General features: G+C 34.8%; 18 protein-coding genes and 3 pseudogenes. All 21 read left to right on the top strand.

Going from position 1 to position 21,746, the window contains the following annotated elements:
• The first annotated feature begins 331 nt into the window (after positions 1-331).
• The 21 genes and pseudogenes from fcl to wecB all read left to right on the top strand — a co-directional run bounded on the left by fcl (position 332) and on the right by wecB (position 21,715).
• Complete coding sequence (fcl, locus tag PING_RS04070) at positions 332-1,300, top strand: GDP-L-fucose synthase (RefSeq protein WP_011769181.1); 969 nt, start codon at positions 332-334, stop codon at positions 1,298-1,300.
• A gap of 6 nt (positions 1,301-1,306) precedes the next feature.
• Positions 1,307-2,272 carry a CDP-6-deoxy-delta-3,4-glucoseen reductase gene (locus PING_RS04075; protein WP_011769182.1) on the top strand — a complete coding sequence of 322 codons (966 nt, stop codon included), beginning with the start codon at positions 1,307-1,309 and terminating at the stop codon, positions 2,270-2,272.
• Between the two features lie 24 nt (positions 2,273-2,296).
• Positions 2,297-3,070: a glucose-1-phosphate cytidylyltransferase gene (gene rfbF, locus PING_RS04080; RefSeq protein ID WP_011769183.1), complete on the top strand. Its 774-nt coding sequence runs from the start codon at positions 2,297-2,299 to the stop codon at positions 3,068-3,070.
• Positions 3,071-4,162, top strand: a complete 1,092-nt coding sequence (gene rfbG / locus PING_RS04085; RefSeq protein ID WP_041765941.1) for a CDP-glucose 4,6-dehydratase — start codon at positions 3,071-3,073, stop codon at positions 4,160-4,162.
• Complete coding sequence (rfbH, locus tag PING_RS04090) at positions 4,155-5,468, top strand: lipopolysaccharide biosynthesis protein RfbH (RefSeq protein ID WP_011769185.1); 1,314 nt, start codon at positions 4,155-4,157, stop codon at positions 5,466-5,468. Before rfbG ends, rfbH begins: the two co-directional genes overlap by 8 nt.
• A 40-nt stretch (positions 5,469-5,508) precedes the next feature.
• Positions 5,509-6,354: an NAD-dependent epimerase/dehydratase family protein gene (locus PING_RS04095; protein WP_011769186.1), complete on the top strand. Its 846-nt coding sequence runs from the start codon at positions 5,509-5,511 to the stop codon at positions 6,352-6,354.
• Entirely contained in the window at positions 6,354-7,370 is a 1,017-nt protein-coding gene (locus PING_RS04100; RefSeq protein WP_011769187.1) for a GDP-mannose 4,6-dehydratase, read from the top strand. The genes PING_RS04095 and PING_RS04100 overlap by 1 nt, the downstream gene beginning before the upstream one ends.
• Positions 7,355-8,698 (top strand): lipopolysaccharide biosynthesis protein, encoded by a 1,344-nt coding sequence (locus PING_RS04105; protein WP_157035302.1) that lies wholly within the window; start codon positions 7,355-7,357, stop codon positions 8,696-8,698. The genes PING_RS04100 and PING_RS04105 overlap by 16 nt, the downstream gene beginning before the upstream one ends.
• The gene (locus PING_RS04110) at positions 8,691-9,626 is read left to right on the top strand and encodes a glycosyltransferase family 2 protein (protein ID WP_011769189.1); all 936 of its coding nucleotides are present in this window, start codon (positions 8,691-8,693) and stop codon (positions 9,624-9,626) included. The genes PING_RS04105 and PING_RS04110 overlap by 8 nt, the downstream gene beginning before the upstream one ends.
• Before the next feature lie 282 nt (positions 9,627-9,908).
• Positions 9,909-10,175 (top strand): annotated as a pseudogene (locus tag PING_RS20875) (ISAs1 family transposase); the annotation flags it as partial.
• A gap of 347 nt (positions 10,176-10,522) precedes the next feature.
• A pseudogene (locus PING_RS19730) lies at positions 10,523-11,675 on the top strand (ISAs1 family transposase).
• Positions 11,676-12,211: 536 nt separating this feature from the next.
• The gene (locus PING_RS04125) at positions 12,212-13,171 is read left to right on the top strand and encodes a hypothetical protein (RefSeq protein ID WP_011769190.1); all 960 of its coding nucleotides are present in this window, start codon (positions 12,212-12,214) and stop codon (positions 13,169-13,171) included.
• Positions 13,172-13,710: 539 nt separating this feature from the next.
• Positions 13,711-14,469 carry a hypothetical protein gene (locus PING_RS04130; RefSeq protein WP_011769191.1) on the top strand — a complete coding sequence of 253 codons (759 nt, stop codon included), beginning with the start codon at positions 13,711-13,713 and terminating at the stop codon, positions 14,467-14,469.
• Positions 14,450-15,133 carry a polysaccharide deacetylase family protein gene (locus tag PING_RS04135; RefSeq protein ID WP_041765946.1) on the top strand — a complete coding sequence of 228 codons (684 nt, stop codon included), beginning with the start codon at positions 14,450-14,452 and terminating at the stop codon, positions 15,131-15,133. Before PING_RS04130 ends, PING_RS04135 begins: the two co-directional genes overlap by 20 nt.
• Complete coding sequence (locus PING_RS04140; RefSeq protein WP_011769193.1) at positions 15,130-15,867, top strand: glycosyltransferase family protein; 738 nt, start codon at positions 15,130-15,132, stop codon at positions 15,865-15,867. The genes PING_RS04135 and PING_RS04140 overlap by 4 nt, the downstream gene beginning before the upstream one ends.
• A gap of 343 nt (positions 15,868-16,210) precedes the next feature.
• Positions 16,211-17,335 carry an ISAs1-like element ISPin4 family transposase gene (locus tag PING_RS04145; RefSeq protein ID WP_011769194.1) on the top strand — a complete coding sequence of 375 codons (1,125 nt, stop codon included), beginning with the start codon at positions 16,211-16,213 and terminating at the stop codon, positions 17,333-17,335.
• A gap of 85 nt (positions 17,336-17,420) precedes the next feature.
• Positions 17,421-17,695, top strand: a pseudogene (locus PING_RS21755) (IS3 family transposase); the annotation flags it as partial.
• Positions 17,692-18,666 carry a glycosyltransferase gene (locus PING_RS04150; protein ID WP_011769195.1) on the top strand — a complete coding sequence of 325 codons (975 nt, stop codon included), beginning with the start codon at positions 17,692-17,694 and terminating at the stop codon, positions 18,664-18,666. The pseudogene PING_RS21755 and the gene PING_RS04150, both read left to right, overlap by 4 nt.
• Positions 18,667-18,674: 8 nt before the next feature.
• Positions 18,675-19,712, top strand: a complete 1,038-nt coding sequence (locus PING_RS04155; RefSeq protein ID WP_011769196.1) for a polysaccharide biosynthesis protein — start codon at positions 18,675-18,677, stop codon at positions 19,710-19,712.
• A complete protein-coding gene (locus PING_RS04160) occupies positions 19,713-20,600 on the top strand; it encodes a dTDP-4-dehydrorhamnose reductase family protein (protein WP_011769197.1) in 888 nt (295 codons plus the stop codon).
• Positions 20,588-21,715 (top strand): non-hydrolyzing UDP-N-acetylglucosamine 2-epimerase, encoded by a 1,128-nt coding sequence (gene wecB, locus PING_RS04165; RefSeq protein ID WP_011769198.1) that lies wholly within the window; start codon positions 20,588-20,590, stop codon positions 21,713-21,715. The genes PING_RS04160 and wecB overlap by 13 nt, the downstream gene beginning before the upstream one ends.
• Positions 21,716-21,746 lie beyond the last annotated feature (31 nt).

Consider the following 21,746-nt stretch of genomic DNA (forward strand, 5'->3'; position numbering starts at 1 on the left):
TATATAGAGCACAAGAATTTAACCACCGAGGACACCGAGAGCACAGAGAAAATATGATTATCTATTTTAAAATTTCGGTAGTTAAAGGATTGAATATTATTTTAACCTTAAGTATTTCCTTTGTGTTCTCGGTGTCCTCGGTGGTGAATTGTTTTATAAAGATATAGAGAGAGCACAACTGAGGCCACCAATAACGCAGAGAAAAAAGTTAGCTTTAATGTTTTGTCTTTTAAAGCATTCAGATATTATCTTAACTTTAAATCTTTCCTCTGTGTAGCGAAGCGCCTCAGGGACCTCTGTGGTAAATAGATTTTAAGATTAAAAGGTATTTATGAATAATAAAAAACGTATTTTTGTTGCGGGGCATAATGGCATGGTTGGCTCTGCTATTGTCTGTCAGCTAGAAAACAACGAAAATATTGAGATTGTAGTACGCTCACGCAAAGAATTGGATCTAACCAATCAGCAAGCTGTCTCTGATTTTTTTCAAACCGAAAAAATAGATCAAGTTTATCTGGCTGCGGCTAAAGTAGGGGGGATTGTTGCCAACAATACTTACCCTGCTGATTTCATTTACGAAAACTTAATAATTGAATGTAATATTATTAATAGCGCCCATTTAGCCGGTATTCAGCGGTTGTTATTCTTAGGCTCTTCCTGTATTTATCCGAAATTGGCGGAGCAGCCTATGTCTGAATCAGCGTTATTAACGGGAACATTAGAAGAAACCAATGAGCCTTATGCTATTGCAAAAATAGCAGGCATCAAATTGTGTGAAAGTTATAATCGCCAGTATGGACGAGATTATCGCAGTGTTATGCCAACCAATCTTTATGGTGTACGTGATAACTTCCATCCTGAAAACAGTCATGTTATTCCAGCGTTGCTGCGCCGTTTTCATGAAGCTAAGCTGAATGGTGATAAAGAAGTGATTGCATGGGGCAGTGGCAAACCGATGCGGGAGTTTTTATATGTTGATGATATGGCAGCAGCCTCTATTTATGTTATGAATTTAGGCAAAGAACTCTATAACTCCAATACAGAGCCTATGTTGAGTCATATTAATGTTGGCACGGGTGTTGATTGCACGATCAAAGACTTAGTTGAAACGGTCGCTAAGGTTGTTGGATTTGAAGGTGAAATCAAATTTGATGCAACGAAACCAGATGGGGCGCCACGCAAATTGATGAATGTAGAAAGATTGGAATCATTAGGTTGGGAATATTCAGTTTCTTTGGAAGATGGTTTGACGTTGGCCTACCAGTGGTTTGTTGATAATCAAGATAAGTTCAGAGGTTAGATAAACATGGCCTACAGAATCGAAATTCAACCATCAGGTGTTCACTTTCAAAGTGAAAATAATCTTTTAGATGATGCGCTAGACCAGTCAATCCCATTAGAGCATAGTTGCAAAACAGGAGAATGTGGCACCTGTTCGGCAGAAGTGATTTTTGGTGATATTGAAAATGAGAATGATGAAATAGTTAGTCAAGGGGCTATTCTGACTTGTCAATCTAGAGCATTATCTGACGCCATATTAAAAGCTAAATATTATCCTGAGCTTGCATCACAACAAATACAAACATTACCCAGCAAAGTAGCAAGCTTTGATTATGTAACTGCTGACATTATAGTTATTAAACTGAGATTTCCACCGACAGCTAAATTTGATTTTCTGCCTGGACAATATGTTGATTTGAATTTTAAAGGCATCAAGCGCAGTTATTCTATTGCTAATGCCAAACAAGTTTCAGACGGTATTGAGTTGCATATTCGTAAGGTAGCAGAAGGTAAAATGTCAGAGGCTGTATTCTCTGGTTTAAAAGAAGGTTTACTGATGCGATTAGAAGGTCCTAAGGGAACTTTTTTTGTGCGCGAATCAAATAAGCCGATTATTTTCCTCGCAGGAGGAACGGGTATTGCTCCTGTTAAAGCAATGATCGAAGATCTTGTTGCTAATGAAAGTAAGCGTGAAATTCATATTTATTGGGGAATGAATAATCCAAGTGCTTTCTATTTAGATAAGTTACAGCAGTTTGCTGAAGAAAATTCAAACATTTATTACACTCCCGTTTTATCTGGTGAGGAGCAATGGGATGGGCGAATGGGATTTGTACATCAGGCTGTATGTGATGATTTTGAGTCTCTAAATGAATATCAAGTTTATGCTTGCGGTTCACCATTGATGATTAATGCCGCCAAAATATCTTTTATTGAAAAGCAGTTATCAAAAGAACAGTTTTTCTCCGATGCATTTACACCTGCAAAATAATTTTAATTTCTATTTGGAGTATCCATGAAAGCAGTCATTTTAGCCGGTGGTTTAGGCACTCGTCTCAGCGAAGAAACCTCCTTAAAGCCAAAGCCTATGGTTGAAATTGGTGGTAAGCCCATTTTATGGCACATTATGAAACAATATTCAGCTCATGGTATCAATGATTTTATTATTTGCTGTGGTTATAAAGGTTATGTCATCAAAGAATATTTTGCTAACTATTTCCTACATATGTCCGATGTTACTTTTGATATGAAAAATAATGAGATGAAAGTGCACTGTGAGCGGGCAGAACCTTGGACTGTGACATTGATTGATACAGGGGATGCTTCTATGACTGGTGGTCGCTTAGCTCGAGTCGCAGATCACATAAAAGACGAAGAAGCTTTTTGTTTTACCTATGGCGATGGTGTAAGTGATGTTGATATCACAAAAACTATCGAATTCCATAAATCGCACGGCAAAAAAGCAACTCTTACAGCTACATTTCCACCGGGGCGTTTTGGTGCGTTAGATATTACTGCGGGTAAAGTGAATAGCTTCAAGGAAAAGCCGAGAGGTGATGGAGCACTGATTAATGGTGGATTTTTTGTGCTTTCCCCTGAAGTATTAAAACTCATCGATGGGGATAGCTGCACATGGGAACAAGAGCCATTAAAAACATTAGCACAAGAAAATGAGTTAATGTCTTATGAGCATCAAGGTTTCTGGCAGCCGATGGATACACTGCGTGATAAAGTGCATCTTGAAGAGTTATGGCAAGCAGGCAATGCACCTTGGAAAATTTGGGAGTAAATGATGAATCCTAGTTTTTGGAAAGATAAAAGAGTATTTATTACAGGGCATACTGGTTTTAAAGGAAGCTGGTTGTCATTATGGCTTCAGGAGATGGGCGCTATTGTTAAAGGTTATTCTTTGTCTGTGCCCACAACACCAAGCTTATTCGAAGAGGCCAATGTAAGTTTTGGAATGCTATCCGAAGAAGGTGATATACGAGACTTTTTGCATTTGCGAGAAAGCATTAGTTTATTTAAGCCTGAAATTGTTTTTCATATGGCTGCTCAGCCATTGGTACGCTTGTCCTATGATGAGCCGATGGAAACCTATTCAACTAATGTAATGGGCACAGTTTACCTGCTCGAAGCTGTTAAGCAAGTCGGTGGTGTAAAAGCTGTAGTGAACATCACTAGTGATAAATGTTATGAAAACCGCGAGTGGATATGGGGTTATCGTGAAGATGAAGCGATGGGGGGATATGATCCTTATAGTAACAGCAAAGGCTGCGCCGAGCTGGTTGCTTCATCTTACCGCCAGTCTTTCTTTCATAAAGACAAATACCAAGAGCATGGTTGTGCACTTGCGTCTGTAAGAGCTGGTAACGTGATTGGCGGTGGCGATTGGGCTGCTGACCGATTAATTCCTGATATGCTCAATGCTTTTTCAACTAACAAGTCGGTTGAAATTCGCAGCCCGCATGCGATTCGTCCATGGCAGCATGTTCTTGAACCATTATCAGGTTATATCACAATTGCAGAGCATCTTTATGAACAAGGTCCTGATTTTGCGGAAGCTTGGAATTTTGGCCCCCGTGAAGAAGATGCAAAACCTGTTCAGTGGATTGTTGAAAAGTTAGTTGAACAATGGGGTGATAAGGCGAGTTGGTATTTAAGTGACGGTGAGCATCCACATGAAGCGCATTATCTGAAATTGGATTGCTCAAAAGCAAAAGTACGCTTGGATTGGCAGCCAGTCTGGAATCTAGAAGAAACACTAAGTCGTATCGTAACATGGCAGAAAGCTTGGCTTGAAGGTAAAGATATCAAGCAGCATACATTAAACGAAATTAAACAATATATGGCAATAAGAGCGGGAAATAAAAATGTCTAAAGAATTAATTAGAAAGCAGATCGCAGAATTAGTAGATCAATACGCGGCAATTGAATATGCACCAAAAGAGTTTGTTGGTGGAGAAACAGTAGTACCACCTTCAGGTAAAGTATTGGGTGCTAATGAACTTAAAATGATGGTCGAAGCATCATTAGACGGTTGGTTAACCGCTGGACGTTTTAATGATGCATTTGAGAAGCGTTTAGGTGAATACTTGGGTGTCCCTTATGTCATGACGACAACATCAGGCTCTTCAGCAAATTTACTTGCGCTTACCGCGCTTACATCCCCTAAGCTTGGCGATCGTCAATTAAAACCGGGTGATGAAGTCATTACCGTTGCTGCTGGTTTCCCGACAACGGTAAACCCAATTATCCAAAATGGTCTAATTCCGGTATTTGTTGATGTTGATATTCCAACTTACAACATAAATGCTAAATTAATTGAAGCAGCTGTAACTGATAAAACTAAAGCGATTATGATTGCGCATACCTTGGGTAATACATTTGATTTAACAGAAGTGAAACGTGTTACTGATAAACATAACCTTTGGTTAATTGAAGATTCCTGTGATGCGTTAGGCTCTACTTATAATGGACAAATGGTTGGAACTTTTGGTGATATAGCAACGGTAAGTTTTTACCCCGCTCACCATATTACTATGGGTGAAGGTGGTGCCGTATTTACTAAAGATAAAGAGCTTCGTAAACTGCTTGAATCATTCCGCGACTGGGGGCGTGATTGTTATTGCCCGCCAGGCTGTGATAATACTTGTGGTAAGCGATTTGACCAACAATTAGGCTCACTGCCACAAGGTTACGACCATAAGTACACCTATTCGCATTTAGGTTACAACCTTAAAATAACAGATATGCAGGCCGCTTGTGGTTTAGCGCAAATGGATCGTGTTGAAGAGTTAGTGCAAGCGCGCAAAGATAACTTTAAATATCTAGTAAAAGGCTTGGCCTCTTGTGAAGAGTTCTTAATTCTACCCGAAGCGACTGAAAATTCAGATCCATCATGGTTTGGCTTTCCCATTACAATCAAACCAGAAAGTGGTATAGACCGCGTTGAACTGCTTAAATTCATGGATCAGTACAAAATTGGGACACGTTTATTATTCGCGGGTAACTTAACGCGTCAGCCCTATTTTGAGAATGTTGAATATCGTGTAGTGGGAGATCTTACTAATACCGATATTATCATGAACCATACTTTCTGGATTGGTGTATACCCTGGTTTATCGACAGATCATTTAGACTTTGTTATTGAAAAATTTGAAGAGTTTCTTGGTTTGAACTTCTGAAAAGGGTGGGAGGCTTTGGCCTCCAAATGAGGATCTGTTTATGGTTATATTTATTTCTGGTGCTTCGGGTTATTTAGGTAGTCACTTAGTTAAAGCATTATCAAAAGAAAATCGAGTTTTCGCACTTATTCGTAGGTCATCATCAAGGGCACGCGTTGAAGGTGTTGATGTTATTTATATTGATGAAGGTGATGTACTAGAAAAAGCTTTTGCACTGCATCAGCCCGGTGTAATTATCAACACCGCGGCGCTCTATGGTCGAAAAGGGGAATCTTTATCTGCCTTGGTTAATGCAAACATTGATTTTCCAACTCAATTATTAGCTTTAGCAGATAAATATAAGAGTAAAGCATTTATTCATACTGGTACTTCTTTACCGGATGACATTTCACCTTATGCATTAACAAAAAACACCTTTGTTAAGCTTGCCCAATTCAATGTAGAAAGTCCTCTTAAATTTGTGAATGTTGCTTTAGAGCATTTTTATGGCCCTGAAGATGACAGTAGTAAATTTACTTCGTATGTTATCAATGCATGCCTTGCCGGTAACAAACTTGCTTTAACGAATGGCCTCCAACAACGTGATTTCATTTATATTAATGATGTTGTTGATGCGTATAAAGTGCTTATTGAAAATATAGACAAATTAGACTCTTTCGAGACAGTACCAGTTGGCTCCGGTCTAGCACCTAGCGTTAGAGAGTTAGTTGAAATGATCCATTCTTGTAGTCATTCAAAATCAATGCTTGATTTCGGAGCAGTAGCTATGAGAGTAAATGAGCTGATGTACAGTTGCGCCGATACAAGTAGATTAAAGCAATTAGGCTGGCAACCTGCATACTCTTTAGAGTCAGGCATTCAGGCCACATTAAAAGGAAATGTATAATGAAGTTATTAATCACTGGCGGATGTGGTTTTTTAGGCAGTAATTTAGCCTCTCATGGTATCAAAAAAGGCTATGAAGTGACGGTTTTTGATAATTTATCCCGATTAGGTACGACAGACAATCTGGCATGGTTAAAAACCTTTGGTGAATTTGAGTTTGTGCATGGTGATATTCGTAATAAGAACGATGTAACCCGCTTAATTGAGCGTGTAAAACCGGATGCTATGTTTCATCTTGCTGGTCAGGTCGCGATGACAACGTCACTTGAAAATCCATATATGGATTTTGAAGTTAATATTGGTGGTTCAATCAATGTACTTGAAGCAGTGCGTCTCTATTCACCTGAGACTGCAATTTTTTATTCATCAACGAATAAAGTCTATGGCGATTTAGAGCAGTTTGAGTATGAAGAAACAGCCACTCGTTATCAGTGTGTGGATTTGCCTGCAGGTTTTGATGAGAAAGTGGGATTAGATTTTCACTCTCCTTACGGCTGTTCAAAAGGCTCCGCTGATCAGTACATGCTTGATTATGCAAGATTGTTTGGTTTGAACACTACTGTGTTTAGACATTCATCAATGTATGGCGGACGTCAATTTGCTACCTATGACCAAGGTTGGGTAGGCTGGTTCTGCCAAAAAGCACTTGATGCAAAAGCAAATCCAGATGTCGCCCCATTCACGATTTCTGGAACAGGCAAACAGGTTCGTGATGTATTGCATGCAGAAGATATGATTTCACTTTATTATTCTTCATTAGATAACAAAGAAAAAGTATCGGGTAAAGCATTTAACGTTGGCGGCGGTATTGATAACAGCTTATCGTTATTAGAGTTGTTCTCCCTATTAGAAAGCATTACGGGATGTAAGTTAAGTTATGAAAAACTACCTGTTCGCTCTAGCGACCAACGGGTCTTTGTTGCTGATTCTACAAAATTAGAGTCGTTAACTGGCTGGAAGCCTAAAGTAAGCAAAGAAGATGGTGTTGGGCGAATGATCGAGTGGCTGAGTCAGTAATGGTAATGGGGTCACAAGTTTCTGGTGCAAGGTCTAAGAGATATCTAAAGCAGCTTAAAGGGGCTTTTGTCTTTAAAATGTTGGCATTGATGGCCTCATTTCTTATTATACCAATAATGATTAAATATCTAGGTGCAATAAAATATGGAATCTGGTCAACTTTATTGTCCATCCTATCCTGGGTGCTGATGTTTGACCTTGGAATTGGAAACGGTTTAAGAAATCGAATATCAGAATCAATAGCAAAAAATGATCTCGTTTCCGTAAGGAAGTATATCTCAACTGCTTACGTTTCGATTGGTTTAGGCGCAGTGTGCATTGGAGGGCTATTTTTCATAGGAAGTGAGTATATTCCCTGGAATCGTGTTTTTAATACTGAAATTATTACAAATAAAGAATTGAAATTTGTTGTAAATATTTCAATGTTTTTTGTACTTGTAAATTTCCTTCTCTCGCTTATTAATCAAGTTTTAAATGCGGTACAAAAAGCGGAACAGACGATATTTAATCAGTTTTTATCAAATGTTTTGTCGTTAACATTTGTTTATGCCCTTTATCTATATACTGAAAGTTCGATGGAGTATTTAGCTTTTTCGTATGGCATCTCCATTTTTATTTCAAACTCTATTTTTAGCATTTGGTTCTACAAATCGAACCCCGATTTCACACCCAGTTTTAGCTTTGTACGGAAGAATCGATTAGTTGATACTTTAGCATTAGGGTTAAGGTTTTTTGTTATTCAAATTGCAGTTGTGGTATTATTTACTACGGATAAATTGATGATCACGCAACTTTTAGGCCCTGCTTACGTTACGTCTTATGATGTTGTCTTCAAATTATTCACCGTTATTACCATTATTCATGGGATTATTGTTGCGCCATTATGGACTTCATATTCTGATGCATTTCATCGTGGGGATTACACTTGGATGAGAACGATGATGAATAAGCAATTGCAAGCTTTCGGCATAATATTTTTGGGGATACTTGTTCTCTCTTTAATTTCACCTTTTGTTATCGAAATATGGGTTGGAGAGATACCTCATCTAGATAATAAATTAATATACTTCTTAGCCGTTTTTACTTTTTTTCTAACTTGGAATAATGTTTTTGCTATATTTTTAAATGGTATAAATGAAACTAAATTACAGATGCGAACTGCAATTGTCGCATCTGTTATTAACATCCCATTGTCTGTTTTTTTTGTGAAATATTTTAACATGGGAGTTGAAGGTGTTGTACTCGGCACTATTTTAGCGTTGAGTATATTTGCTTTTTTTGGCCCATATGAATCATATAAATTATTGTATAAGGTAAAAAATGACTGAACTTGTAAGTATCCTGATTCCTGTTTTTAATCGTGAAACTCTGATAGAGGAAACACTTTATAGCGCATTAAATCAAACATACGGTAATATAGAAGTCGTGGTTGTTGATAATTGCAGTACAGATCGTACGTGGGAAGTTGTTCAAGCTGTTGCCAGCAAAGATAGTAGAATAAAGTGTTTTCAGAATAAGTCTAATGTAGGCCCCGTTAGAAATTGGAAGCGCTGTATTGATGAGGCTACTGGTTCTTATGGGAAAATACTCTGGTCTGATGATTTGATTCACAAACAGTTCATTGAAGAAACACTACCGTATCTGAAGAATGAAGATGTAGGGTTTGTATATACAAAGGCTGAAATTTTTATTGATGGTTCAGAGATTAAGTCAGAACACTATCATCTTGGTAAATCTGGATTATATGATAATGAAAAATATATTGAGGGTGTAATCTTAGGAGGTGAATTTCCCGTGTCGCCAGGCTGTGCATTATTTCGATTAAATGATTTAAGATCTAATTTATTAATTGATATACCCAATTCTGTGGAAAGTGATTTTTCTATGCATGCAATTGGAAACGATTTACTAATTTTTTTATTAACGGCAAACAGTTATGCAAAATTTGCTTATGTTGATAAAACGTTATCTAAATTTAGATCTCATGATGGCTCAATCTCAGTTAATTCTATTGATGGTAAGTTGCCATTACATTATGCGTTAGCAACAGCTTTTTTTTTAGAGAATAAACGGCAGGATTTAATCGAAAAATTTAATGTCTTAATTAAAAGTTGCCTATTTCGATATAGAAAGGTTAATAAATATGGCATGAATAATATTAGTGATTTTTATTGCATCAATAAAAATTTTAGAATTGATTATAGTTTTCTACTAATAAAAGTTAAAAATAAGTTTGCATCTTTCCTTCGGCTTTAAATCATGAAATCCATTATTATTACTGGACTTATTGTTGAAAGAGGCCTATAAATTCACCTCTAAATTTCAGGTAATGAAATTTAGAGGTGAATCTAAATAAATTAGAAAATGAATGATGGCGATTCGATTCTTATTAGTTTTTCATGATTTAGCCCTGGGCTGGTAGATTTTTCTGCAGTAAATATAAGTAGAGTCAAGTGAATATAGTTAAAAAATTTACTAATTTAAAGAATAGCTCAGGTGTGATGAAGTACTTAAAAAACACATCATTGCTATTGATGGAAAACATTAAGAGGTTCATTTAATAAGAAAGATAAATCAGATACCATTCATATGATTAGCGCTTTTGCAGCCGCTAATTCGGTTGTGTTAGGGCAAGTTAAGACAGATGCTAAGTCTAATGAAATTACAGCGATTCCTAAGTTATTAGATTTATTAGATTTATTGGATGTACGTGGATGCCTCGTAACTATTGATGCAATGGGATGCCAAACTAAAATAGCTAAAAAAATAGTTGATAAGGCTGGTGATTATCTTTTACCTGTAAGAACGATTACAAAAAGCATTAAATAACATATTTTCAATTAGCCGTTTAGAAGCAAAAGAAACTCGTCATTGTATGGTTGCTGATGCAAGCGAAATGGGTGATTTGGCTTTTGAGTGGACCAGATTAAAAACACTTGGTTATGTAGTCTCTTTTAGAACTGAAAAAGGGGAGAAAACAGGGCAAGATTACGAATATAGACTTTTATTTTGATTATTAATTGCTCTTTATTTTTACCTTTTATTTTTTAATGTTAGCTGTATCTATATATCTGAATTTACAAAAGGATCACGTTGTAGATCAGTTTTGGTTGTGATCATAACCTTCTTTTTATCTTAAATAGAAACTAGATATGTCCCAAATAACCTTGATAAAGCAGCTCTCAATCATCCGTGATACCCGACAACCGAGGAAAGTGCATCACAATTTAGTTGATGTTTTATTTTTGGCAATTACAGCCGTCATATCAGGCTGTGAGGGTTGGGAAGAAATACAAGATTTCGGCAACGATAAGTTAGATTGGCTGAGAAAGTATTTACCCTTTTCAGGCGGAATACCTACGGACGACACAATTTCTCGTGTTTTTCAGTTGATTGACCCAAAAGAATTTCAAAAGTGCTTTGCTACTTGGATGAAAAGTTGCTGTGAAATGAGTCATGGAGATGTCATTGCCATTGATGGAAAAACATTAAGAGGTTCATTTAATAAGAAAGATAAATCAGATACTATTCATATGGTTAGCGCTTTTGCAGCCGCTAATTCGGTTGTGTTAGGGCAAGTTAAGACAAATGCTAAGTCTAATGAAATTACAGCGATTCCTAAGTTATTAGATTTATTGGATGTACGTGGATGCCTCGTAACTATTGATGCAATGGGATGCCAAACTAAAATAGCTAAAAAAATCGTAGATAAAGGTGGTGATTATCTTTTGCCTGTTAAAGATAACCAAGAACGATTACAAACAGCATTAGACGGTATATTTTCAATTCGCCGATTAGAGTTACCAGAAACAGAAGCCTATACGACTAAAGAAAAAGGTCATGGTCGAGAAGATAGCAGGATGTGTATGGTTGCAGATGCTAACGAAATTGGTGACTTAGTTTTTGAATGGCCAGGCTTAAAAACGCTTGGGTATGTTGTCTCGTTTAGAACTGAGAAAGATATGCAAACAACTATAGCAGTTAAGTTTTATATCAGTTCAGCAAAACTAGATGCTAAGTCTCTATTAGAGGCATCAAGAGCGTATTGGACTGTTAGAGGCATCAAGAGCGCATTGGACTGTGGAAAATAACTTGCATTGGCAACTTGATATTTCTATGAATGAAGACTCATGTCGTATTCGCCAGCAGAATTCAACAGAAAATCTAGCAACTGTGCGACATACAAGCTTGAACTTGTTAAAGAATGAAAAGTCTTTCGATGGTGGTATCAAGAGAAAGCATAAACAAGCAAATCGCAGTGATAGTTACCGAGAACTAGTTGTTTCAGGACTTTCGTTGTTATAAATGAAGGGTAATTTCAGTCTATTTAGATTGATTATGTGAAATAAGTCGTTCGTAATTTCCCCCTGGGGGAGAAAACAACCATGGCCTTTAAATTTTATATCAGCTCAGCAGAGCTTGATGCAAAATCTCTTTTAAAGGTGGAATTAAAAGAAAGCATAAATAAGCGAATAGAAGTGACGACTATAGAGAAACGATTGTGTCAGGACTTTCTTTGATTTCTTCATAAATGTGTCAATCTGGGCGAAAAGTGTTATCTAAAACGGTTCGTAATCTTGCCTTTGTGAGCACATATATTCCTCTTTATCTAATGTATAAGTTTTAATTTTTTTGGCGAAACTATTTTGTATTAACTCTATTATTAATCAAAAAAACAATGGGCATCGCAATAACTCAAAGCTATAAGTAGTAAGACTGCCATTTACTTTGTTGTTTTGAAGGAGTTATAAAATAAATCATCAGCGATGACTGAGGTAGGTTAAGCCAAGTTATATTTTTAATTTTTAATTTTTAATTTTTAATTTTGAGGTTGCAATAAAGTGTTACTTAATAATAAAAAAACATATACCTTTAGTTTTTTTTTAGTTACATCATTTATAATTATTCTTGTATTGAATGCTGATTATTATCAGCCTAACTTTATTTCAACGATAATTAAAGCTACATTGATACTCATATGTTTATTTTACTATAAGACTTTTAATGCTGATGCTGATGCTGATGCTGATGCGGCTTTTTTAAACCTTAAATACTTTCTTTGGTTTCAATCAATACTGATAATATATTCATATTTTGAACCTACTATACCTAGGATTATCGGTCAATTAATTGGTTTTCATCTTAGTCCCAATTTAGAGTTTTTGTTTTCTCGTGAAGCATTCGATCCAATGAAAAGAGCCTTTTCTATTTTTGATAACCCTAATATTGCTTCAAGAATTTTAATTTTTAATCTTATACTGGTATTGTCAATAAGGAGACTCGATATATTAAGTATTATTTTAGTTTTCGTCGCATTAGCGATGACGGGGTCTCGAACTGGTATATTTATTTTTGTGCTTTTAGCTTCTTTTTGTTATATAAAAGTTAATATAAAGTCACTAGCAATGGTTCTGTCTTTTTTTGTTTTCCTATCAATTGTTTATTTTAATATGGAACTTTTTTCTGAGTCTAGAGCCTTTAATATTTCGGGTGATGATAATTCCCTCCAAGTTAAAATATCAATTTTCAATGAGGTTTTAAAGTCAAGGGAGATTAAAGATATTTATGATTCTGATTTGTCATTGATTTTGGGGTATTTTGGACTTCAAGGATTAATTATATTTTTAGTGAGTATTTTTGTTTATGCTTTTTTTAATTTTAATTCATTAATAAATTTTTATCTTTTATACTTGTTTTCAGGAACCCTTTTATTTTCAACTGTAAACGTAATCTTTATTTTATTTTTTGCTTTGATATTGAATTTTCGGGAAATATCATTAATTAAACGGAAACCAGTTTAATTAATGCTTGGATTCAAATAGTAAGTGCATAACTTGAATTTATAATTTACTGATCTGATTTGCGATTATTAAAATAATAAAGGGAAGATTATGAAATTGTACTTTTGATTTTACATTTTTAATGTTCTTTTTTATTTGCTTAAAATGTAGAATCGATTCTCTTGATCTTTAATCAGTAAACGTCCTCGTTGTAGTTCACGTTGCTTTGTGATCTTATACTGCTTTTTATATTAAGAAAATCCCTATGTCTGAAACAACTTTAATTAGTCAACTCTCCGCGATTCATTGTTTCGTCCTGGTTTTATTATTTATCCCTAATGTAGCAGTGAGATAAATTTGGATTCATACATGTTAATGGTAAAAATAGTACATTATTTGCATTAGTGAAATCGCTATAACGTGATGCTTTTATTGGCGAATATAATGAGAAGTTTGACTCTTTTACACCTGCTATAGGTTCTCGTTCAGTCTGTGTCATTATTTGTTGAATTAGCAATAAAAAATATATAAATTAAATTTATACTGATAGGAGTGCTGGCGTGGATGTTGAAATAATTAAATATATAACACCTTTAAATAATGAGATTATTGAAAGTTTATTATTTTTAGGAGAAGAAAACTGCTTTAAATTTAGAGTCGACGAATTCACAAAGCCTGGCTCAACAATTTTTATTGCTTGGTCTAAAGGGAAAGCTGTTGCTTCTAGGAGGTTTTTAAAAAGTACCTTCATCAATAAAGTAAGTAAAAAAACAATAATGGGTTTACAGTGTTGTGAAACTATAACCGACGATAAATATCGGGGAAGAGGCTTGTTTGGTAAAATTTGGGAACGGGCATTAAAAGAATGTAAAAGTGATGTTGATTTATTTTATAATTTTCCGAATGATGTCTCATTCAAACCATATATCAAATCAGGATTCAAATTATTAGACTATATGATTGTATTTTATAATGTGCAAAATATAGCCGTTGCCGATACTTATAGGGATTTTTTTTTCGATGAAAATAACATGATAAATAATACAGAAGGTGATTACTCTAGTGTTAAATTAACTAACGGAATTCATAAATTTTTTCCTATTCAAGTGCTAAAAGGTAATAAATTAATAAGTACTAATGTTCCGAAGTATCACTTTTTTGGTTGTAATTTAAATGCTCTTCGTAAAGTTCATCAATTGAATTTTGTTAAAGCGCCATTGTTTACCTTGAGGCCAATAACTTTTTTCCAAGTAAATGATGATATTGATGTAAATAACTTATATTTAACACCAGGTAGCTATGATACAACACAAAAATAAATTGATATATATCAATGCACATTCGTTATACAGTTTAAGTACTGATAGGGTTGAGTTAGAAAAGTGGTTCCGTAACCTTTATATTTTATTGTCTTTTTTTGGTTTGCATAAAGATAATATCTATGTGACGTTTGATGATTTTTATATTGATGAAAACAAACTATTAGAAAGCTTAATCTCATTAGGTATAAAAAATATCTATATTTTTTATAGCCCTAATTTATTGAGCGTTGATGATATGTCATCTTATATATCTATTAATAGTTCGAAGCCAATTAAACCCGGTAATAAAAAAAATCTGTTATCGATCAAATCAAAGTATCCATTCATTAAAATTGGAGTTCATGGGATGTCCCATGAAAATTACTCTAATGTTACATTAGAAGAATCTGTAAATTTATTTGAAAAGCAGATCGAATACCATAAGCATAATTTTGATGAGGAATGTCTCTATTTTGCATTCCCTTATGGAAGAGCTCCAGACGAGATAATCAATCGTGCTAGTGAGTATTTTCATTTTACATTTTTATCAGACAATAGGTATAAAATAACAACATATGTAGAACAAGATAAATTTGGTGGAATTATTAATAGAAGGCACCTAGAGATTGGTGGTAATTTGATTAAACTCTTTATTTTACTACTTCGAGAGAAATTAAAATGAAAGTTATTTTTTGTATAGCCGCATTGTATCATTCAAAAGAATTAGTAGAGACTCTAGATAGTTTAAATAAGTGTAGTCAACCATGGAAAGCAGTTGTTAAGTTAAAAGTAAAGCCTGAACTTGAGTTGAAAGTTGATAATGTAGAGTTCATATATGGTGTAGACAATGGAATTTATAATGCATTTAACTCAATAGTTGATCATATAATAGACCTAGATGTATATACTTTTTTTTTAGGCGAAGGTGACTGTCTTGAAAATGATTTAAGCTTTTTATCTAATGCTGATTTAAAAGATATTCCACTTATCTACGGAAGGGCTATGATTTATACCCCAACTGGGGTTTTTTCACGACTCAGTAAAAATGGTATACTTTGTAACGGTTTTTATTCTGGTAGACCTTATGTGCCATGCCATCAAAGTATTTTAGTACATTCTTCTGTGTATAGGGATGTAGGATTGTTCAATGAGTCATTTCATGTTTCTGCGGATGCAGATTTTATGATTAGATGTTTTTTAAATAAAATAAACTCAAAGATAGTTATTGAAAATATTGCATCAATGGCAAGTCATGGTGCTAGTTCTAACCCTATAAATTTTAAATCTCAAACTTTAGATAATTTAAAATTATATCTAAAGTACAATAAATCATTTAATAATAGGTATGCATTTAAATTTATAATATTTACTCTTCGTCGATTTTTATCTATGGCTTATTATAGAGTTATGCCTTAAATTTTATCCATGTATTTTAATACGTAATATTTAATATCTTACATTCAGTGGCAACTTGTGTATCCTAGTCTACTCAAGCGTGCCACTCTAAATATACCATTAAATTCCTATGTAATAACGACAAGTGAGTCATAGTGAATTTTATGACTGGCTGAACGGTCAGCTAAAATAGGGCAAGATTACGAATACAGACTTTTATTTTGATTATTAATTGCTCTTTATTTTTACCTTTTATTTTTTAATGTTAGCTGTATCTATATATCTGAATTTACAAAAGGATCACGTTGTAGATCAGTTTTGGTTGTGATCATAACCTTCTTTTTATCTTAAATAGAAACTAGATATGTCCCAAATAACCTTGATAAAGCAGCTCTCAATCATCCGTGATACCCGACAACCGAGGAAAGTGCATCACAATTTAGTTGATGTTTTATTTTTGGCAATTACAGCCGTCATATCAGGCTGTGAGGGTTGGGAAGAAATACAAGATTTCGGCAACGATAAGTTAGATTGGCTGAGAAAGTATTTACCCTTTTCAGGCGGAATACCTACGGATGACACAATTTCTCGTGTTTTTCAGTTGATTGACCCAAAAGAATTTCAAAAGTGCTTTGCTACTTGGATGAAAAGTTGCTGTGAAATGAGTCATGGAGATGTCATTGCCATTGATGGAAAAACATTAAGAGGTTCATTTAATAAGAAAGATAAATCAGATACTATTCATATGGTTAGCGCTTTTGCAGCCGCTAATTCGGTTGTGTTAGGGCAAGTTAAGACAAATGCTAAGTCTAATGAAATTACAGCGATTCCTAAGTTATTAGATTTATTGGATGTACGTGGATGCCTCGTAACTATTGATGCAATGGGATGCCAAACTAAAATAGCTAAAAAAATCGTAGATAAAGGTGGTGATTATCTTTTGCCTGTTAAAGATAACCAAGAACGATTACAAACAGCATTAGACGGTATATTTTCAATTCGCCGATTAGAGTTACCAGAAACAGAAGCCTATACGACTAAAGAAAAAGGTCATGGTCGAGAAGATAGCAGGATGTGTATGGTTGCAGATGCTAACGAAATTGGTGACTTAGTTTTTGAATGGCCAGGCTTAAAAACGCTTGGGTATGTTGTCTCGTTTAGAACTGAGAAAGATATGCAAACAACTATAGCAGTTAAGTTTTATATCAGTTCAGCAAAACTAGATGCTAAGTCTCTATTAGAGGCATCAAGAGCGCATTGGACTGTGGAAAATAACTTGCATTGGCAACTTGATATTTCTATGAATGAAGACTCATGTCGTATTCGCCAGCAGAATTCAACAGAAAATATAGCAACTGTGCGACATACAAGCTTGAACTTGTTAAAGAATGAAAAGTCTTTCGATGGTGGTATCAAGAGAAAGCATAAACAAGCAAATCGCAGTGATAGTTACCGAGAACTAGTTGTTTCAGGACTTTCGTTTTTATAAATGAAGGGTAATTTCAATCTATTTAGATTGATTATGTGAACTAAGTCGTTCGTAATTTCCCCCTGTCAGCTAAAACTATTAATAAAGAATAGCTGCCTCAAGGAGCAGTGTCGGCTCTTGTTTAGATAATACTGTTCTAGGATGATTTTTTGGCAGTTTAAAGAATGAATAATTATTGAATATTGCTCATCAATACATGAAACGATGGAGGTGTCTGTTGAAGAATACATAAGTTATTATAATCATGAACGATTTCATACAGCACTCGGTGACTTAACACCGATTAACTATGAAAATTTACAAAGTCAGGGGCCTGTCGGTCTTGACCGGTGTAACTGTATGATAAGAAGAACTACATGAATAAAATATTAGTGAATGGGACTGCCGCTAGAGAAGGCGGAGCTTTAACTATCATCAATCAGTTTTCAATGTCAAAAAAAGATGATGCTGAAAATTTTTATTATATATTATCTCCTCTAAAACCAGATGTTTGTCCCACAAATTATAAATGGATAAAAAAAGAAACTCGCGGACTGAACACTCTTTTTTTCTCTTTGTTTTTTTCTTGGTTTTATTGTGTTTTTTTTAGATGCAATAAATTAATTAGCTTTTCCAACGTTAATACGATATTTCCTGTGAAAAATAAAGTGACATATTTTCACAACCTTTTGATTATAAAAGGGGGAGGGGTGAAATATTTCATCATCAAGTTTATAATAACTTGGTGCAATCAAAAAGAACCTTTATACATATTTCAAACATCATATGTACAGGAACAATTTAAAAAGGAATTTCATTTTGAACCTAAGAATAAAATATTATGGCCAGGTGTTCTTCGAAATATAATTACACCTCGCCTTATAAAAAAAAACAATAGTATTTACAATCTAGTTGTTCCAATTACTAATATAAATCATAGCCATAGAAATTTTAAAAAAATCATTCAATTCGCTAAGGTATTAGAAAAATATAACATCAATTTTCTAGTTACGGTTGAAACTCTTCCACAAGGTTTACCTGCAAATATTAAAGCAACGGGTCATTTGTCACGAGGCGACTTTCTTTTGTTAATTTATAATAATGATGGAATATTAGTATCTTCCGAATTTGAAACCCTTTGCTTGCCTATATTTGAATCACTACAATTAAATCGCCCTGCATTTGTATTAGAAAAAGAATATGTGAAGGGTTTGAAAAGCACGTTTGGTGAAATTGAGGGGTTATTTTTATATGAAGATTCTGACGAGCTATATAATCATATTTTAAGTACGAGAAACAAAGAAAATATATTTTTTAGAGATAAATACTCAATTGGTAGATGGGAGTTTTAAGGGGACATATGTTCAAAAATAAAGTTTTATTAATAACTGGCGGTACTGGTTCATTTGGTAATGCAGTCTTGAAGCGTTTCTTGGATACGGATATTAAAGAAATTCGTATTTTTTCTCGGGATGAAAAAAAACAAGATGATATGCGCAAAGCATTTAACAATGATAAATTAAAGTTTTATATTGGTGATGTGCGGGATCCTCAAAGTATTTCAACTGCGATGCGCGGAGTTGATTATGTATTCCATGCAGCTGCATTAAAACAGGTACCATCTTGTGAATTTTACCCATTAGAAGCAGTAAAAACCAATGTATTAGGCACTGAGAATGTTTTAGAGTCTGCTATTTTTCACGGTGTAAGTCGTGTTGTTTGTTTAAGCACTGATAAAGCGGTGTATCCTATCAATGCGATGGGGATATCTAAGGCAATGATGGAAAAAGTAATTGTTGCTAAAAGCCGTAATTTAGCAGGCACCAACACAGTTATTTGTGGTACGCGTTACGGCAATGTCATGGCTTCTCGTGGTTCTGTTATTCCTCTGTTTATCCGTCAAATTATTGAGGGCATGCCACTTACCCTTACTGACCCTTCGATGACACGTTTTATGATGACCTTGGATGATGCCGTTGATTTGGTATTGCATGCATTTACTTATGGTGTGAATGGGGATATTTTTGTGCAGAAAGCGCCCGCAGCTACGATTGAGGTCTTAACTAAAGCAATCTTAGAGTTGATGAAAAAACCAGATCATAAAGTGAATGTGATTGGTACACGTCATGGTGAAAAGCTATTTGAAGCATTATGCAGCCGTGAAGAGATGTTTGTCGCTCAAGATCAAGGTGAATATTACCGAGTTCCAGCTGATAATCGTGATTTGAATTATTCAAAATACTTCGAAGAGGGTGAACAAGACCTCTCTGCCGTAGAAGATTATAACTCACACAATACAGAACGTTTAGATGTTGAGGGAATGAAGACCTTATTACGTAAACTCGATTTTATGCGTGATATCGAGAGTGGTAATCTAACTGTTCCAGAAGGTGTATAAATGAAAGTTTTGATTATTGGTGCAACAGGTATGCTAGGTTATAGCCTATTCCAGAACCTTTGTGATGTAGCTCATTTAGATGTTTATGGAACAGTTCGCAGCATTAAAGGGAAAGAGCCGTTCTTTAGTGATTGCGAAGAGCGGCTTTTTAAAGGCGTTGATGTTAGCGATTTAGCGGCAGTAGAGGCGGTTATTAAGGAAATCAAACCTGATGTTGTTATTAACTGTATTGGTTTGATTAAACAACATAGCATTTCAAAGCAGCATGTTGATGCAGTGGCTATTAATAGTTTGTTGCCTCATCAGCTTGCAAGTTTATGCGATAGTCATTCTTGCAAATTAATTCATTTTTCTACTGATTGCATTTTTGATGGGAAAAAAGGTTTTTACACAGAAGAAGATACACCTGATGCGCTAGACTTATATGGACGCTCAAAATGTTTAGGTGAAGTTGATTCTTCTCCTCATCTTACGCTTCGAACTTCAATCATAGGTCATGAGTTAGATTCGGCTGTGAGTTTAGTTGATTGGTTTTTATCACAAGAAAACAGTACAAAAGGATTTTCTAAAGCGATATTCTCTGGTCTTCCTACTTGTGTTATCGCTCGATTACTTATTGAAAAAATACTGCCTGCAAGTGACTTATCTGGATTGTATCAATTAAGTGTTGACCCTATAGACAAATTCACATTATTGAACCTTGTTGCTGATATATATAATAAAAAGATAGAAATAATTGAGTCAAAAGAGTTAAAAATAGACCGTTCATTAAACTCGAAAAAATTACGCGATGCATTAAGCTTAGAAATCCCTTCTTGGAAGTCGCTTATTTCTGAAATGCATAATGACTATGAAAATCGATATGAGAAATACAGATGCAAAAATTAAAAGTAGCCACTATTGTTGGTACTCGCCCAGAGATTATCCGTTTATCCAGAACAATCACCAAATTAGATAAATATTGTGATCACACCTTAATTCATACAGGTCAGAATTATGACTATGAGCTAAACCAGATTTTTTTTGATGATTTAGGTATCCGTGCGCCAGATGTTTTTTTAGAATGCGCGGGTGCAACCGCAGCAGATACGATGGCACAGGTTATCAGAAAATCAGATAAAGTTTTTGAAGATATCCTGCCGGATGCATTACTTATTCTAGGTGACACAAATAGTGCACTTTCTGCTATTTCTGCAAAACGTAGAAAAATTCCAATTTTTCATATGGAAGCAGGTAATCGTTGTTTTGATATGCGAGTGCCGGAAGAGATAAATCGTAAAATAGTTGACCATATTTCTGATGTTAATATGCCCTACAGTGATATTGCGCGTGAATACCTATTACGCGAGGGATTAAAGCCTGAGTTTATTATTAAAACAGGCAGTCCTATGGCTGAAGTATTATCATTTTACAAAGATAGTATTGATTCATCTGATGTTATTTCTCGTTTAGAAATTGAATCTGGTAAGTACTTTGTCGTGAGTGTTCACCGAGAAGAAAATGTTGACTCAGAGTCCAATATTCACAAATATGTTAACGTGTTAAATACAATTGCAGATAAGTTTGGTTTGCCAATTATTGTTTCAACACACCCGAGGACTCGTAAGAAAATTGAAGCATTAAATCTTCATTTTTCACCATTAGTTCAACTGTTAAAACCATTAGGATTTTCTGATTATGTGAAGCTTCAATGTGATTCTAAATTGGTTTTAAGTGACAGCGGGACTATCACTGAAGAATCTTCAATTATGAATTTTTCAGCGTTAAATATTCGCGAAGCTCAAGAAAGACCAGAAGGTTTTGAAGAAGGGGCGGTTATGTTTACCGGTATGGAAATTGATAGGATATTGCAAGCAATTGACATATTGGAAGATCAAAGTGATGGTGAAAAACGAACACTAAATATAGTTGCTGATTACGTCGCACCAAATGTGTCAGATAAAGTGGTGCGTATTATTACTAGTTATACGGACTATGTTAATAAATTTGTTTGGAAAAAATAATTAACGTCAATTAAAGTAGATGAAATTATTT

This window comes from Psychromonas ingrahamii 37 (assembly GCF_000015285.1).
GTDB lineage: Bacteria > Pseudomonadota > Gammaproteobacteria > Enterobacterales > Psychromonadaceae > Psychromonas > Psychromonas ingrahamii.

Bases quoted from the DNA above. Each gene is read 5' to 3' on its own strand.
- fcl (WP_011769181.1), top strand. From the start codon at position 332: ATGAATAATAAAAAACGTATTTTTGTTGCGGGGCATAATGGCATGGTT.
- PING_RS04075 (WP_011769182.1), top strand. From the start codon at position 1,307: ATGGCCTACAGAATCGAAATTCAACCATCAGGTGTTCACTTTCAAAGT.
- rfbF (WP_011769183.1), top strand. From the start codon at position 2,297: ATGAAAGCAGTCATTTTAGCCGGTGGTTTAGGCACTCGTCTCAGCGAA.
- rfbG (WP_041765941.1), top strand. From the start codon at position 3,071: ATGATGAATCCTAGTTTTTGGAAAGATAAAAGAGTATTTATTACAGGG.
- rfbH (WP_011769185.1), top strand. From the start codon at position 4,155: ATGTCTAAAGAATTAATTAGAAAGCAGATCGCAGAATTAGTAGATCAA.
- PING_RS04095 (WP_011769186.1), top strand. From the start codon at position 5,509: ATGGTTATATTTATTTCTGGTGCTTCGGGTTATTTAGGTAGTCACTTA.
- PING_RS04100 (WP_011769187.1), top strand. From the start codon at position 6,354: ATGAAGTTATTAATCACTGGCGGATGTGGTTTTTTAGGCAGTAATTTA.
- PING_RS04110 (WP_011769189.1), top strand. From the start codon at position 8,691: ATGACTGAACTTGTAAGTATCCTGATTCCTGTTTTTAATCGTGAAACT.
- PING_RS04135 (WP_041765946.1), top strand. From the start codon at position 14,450: ATGATACAACACAAAAATAAATTGATATATATCAATGCACATTCGTTA.
- PING_RS04140 (WP_011769193.1), top strand. From the start codon at position 15,130: ATGAAAGTTATTTTTTGTATAGCCGCATTGTATCATTCAAAAGAATTA.
- PING_RS04145 (WP_011769194.1), top strand. From the start codon at position 16,211: ATGTCCCAAATAACCTTGATAAAGCAGCTCTCAATCATCCGTGATACC.
- PING_RS04150 (WP_011769195.1), top strand. From the start codon at position 17,692: ATGAATAAAATATTAGTGAATGGGACTGCCGCTAGAGAAGGCGGAGCT.
- PING_RS04155 (WP_011769196.1), top strand. From the start codon at position 18,675: ATGTTCAAAAATAAAGTTTTATTAATAACTGGCGGTACTGGTTCATTT.
- PING_RS04160 (WP_011769197.1), top strand. From the start codon at position 19,713: ATGAAAGTTTTGATTATTGGTGCAACAGGTATGCTAGGTTATAGCCTA.
- wecB (WP_011769198.1), top strand. From the start codon at position 20,588: ATGCAAAAATTAAAAGTAGCCACTATTGTTGGTACTCGCCCAGAGATT.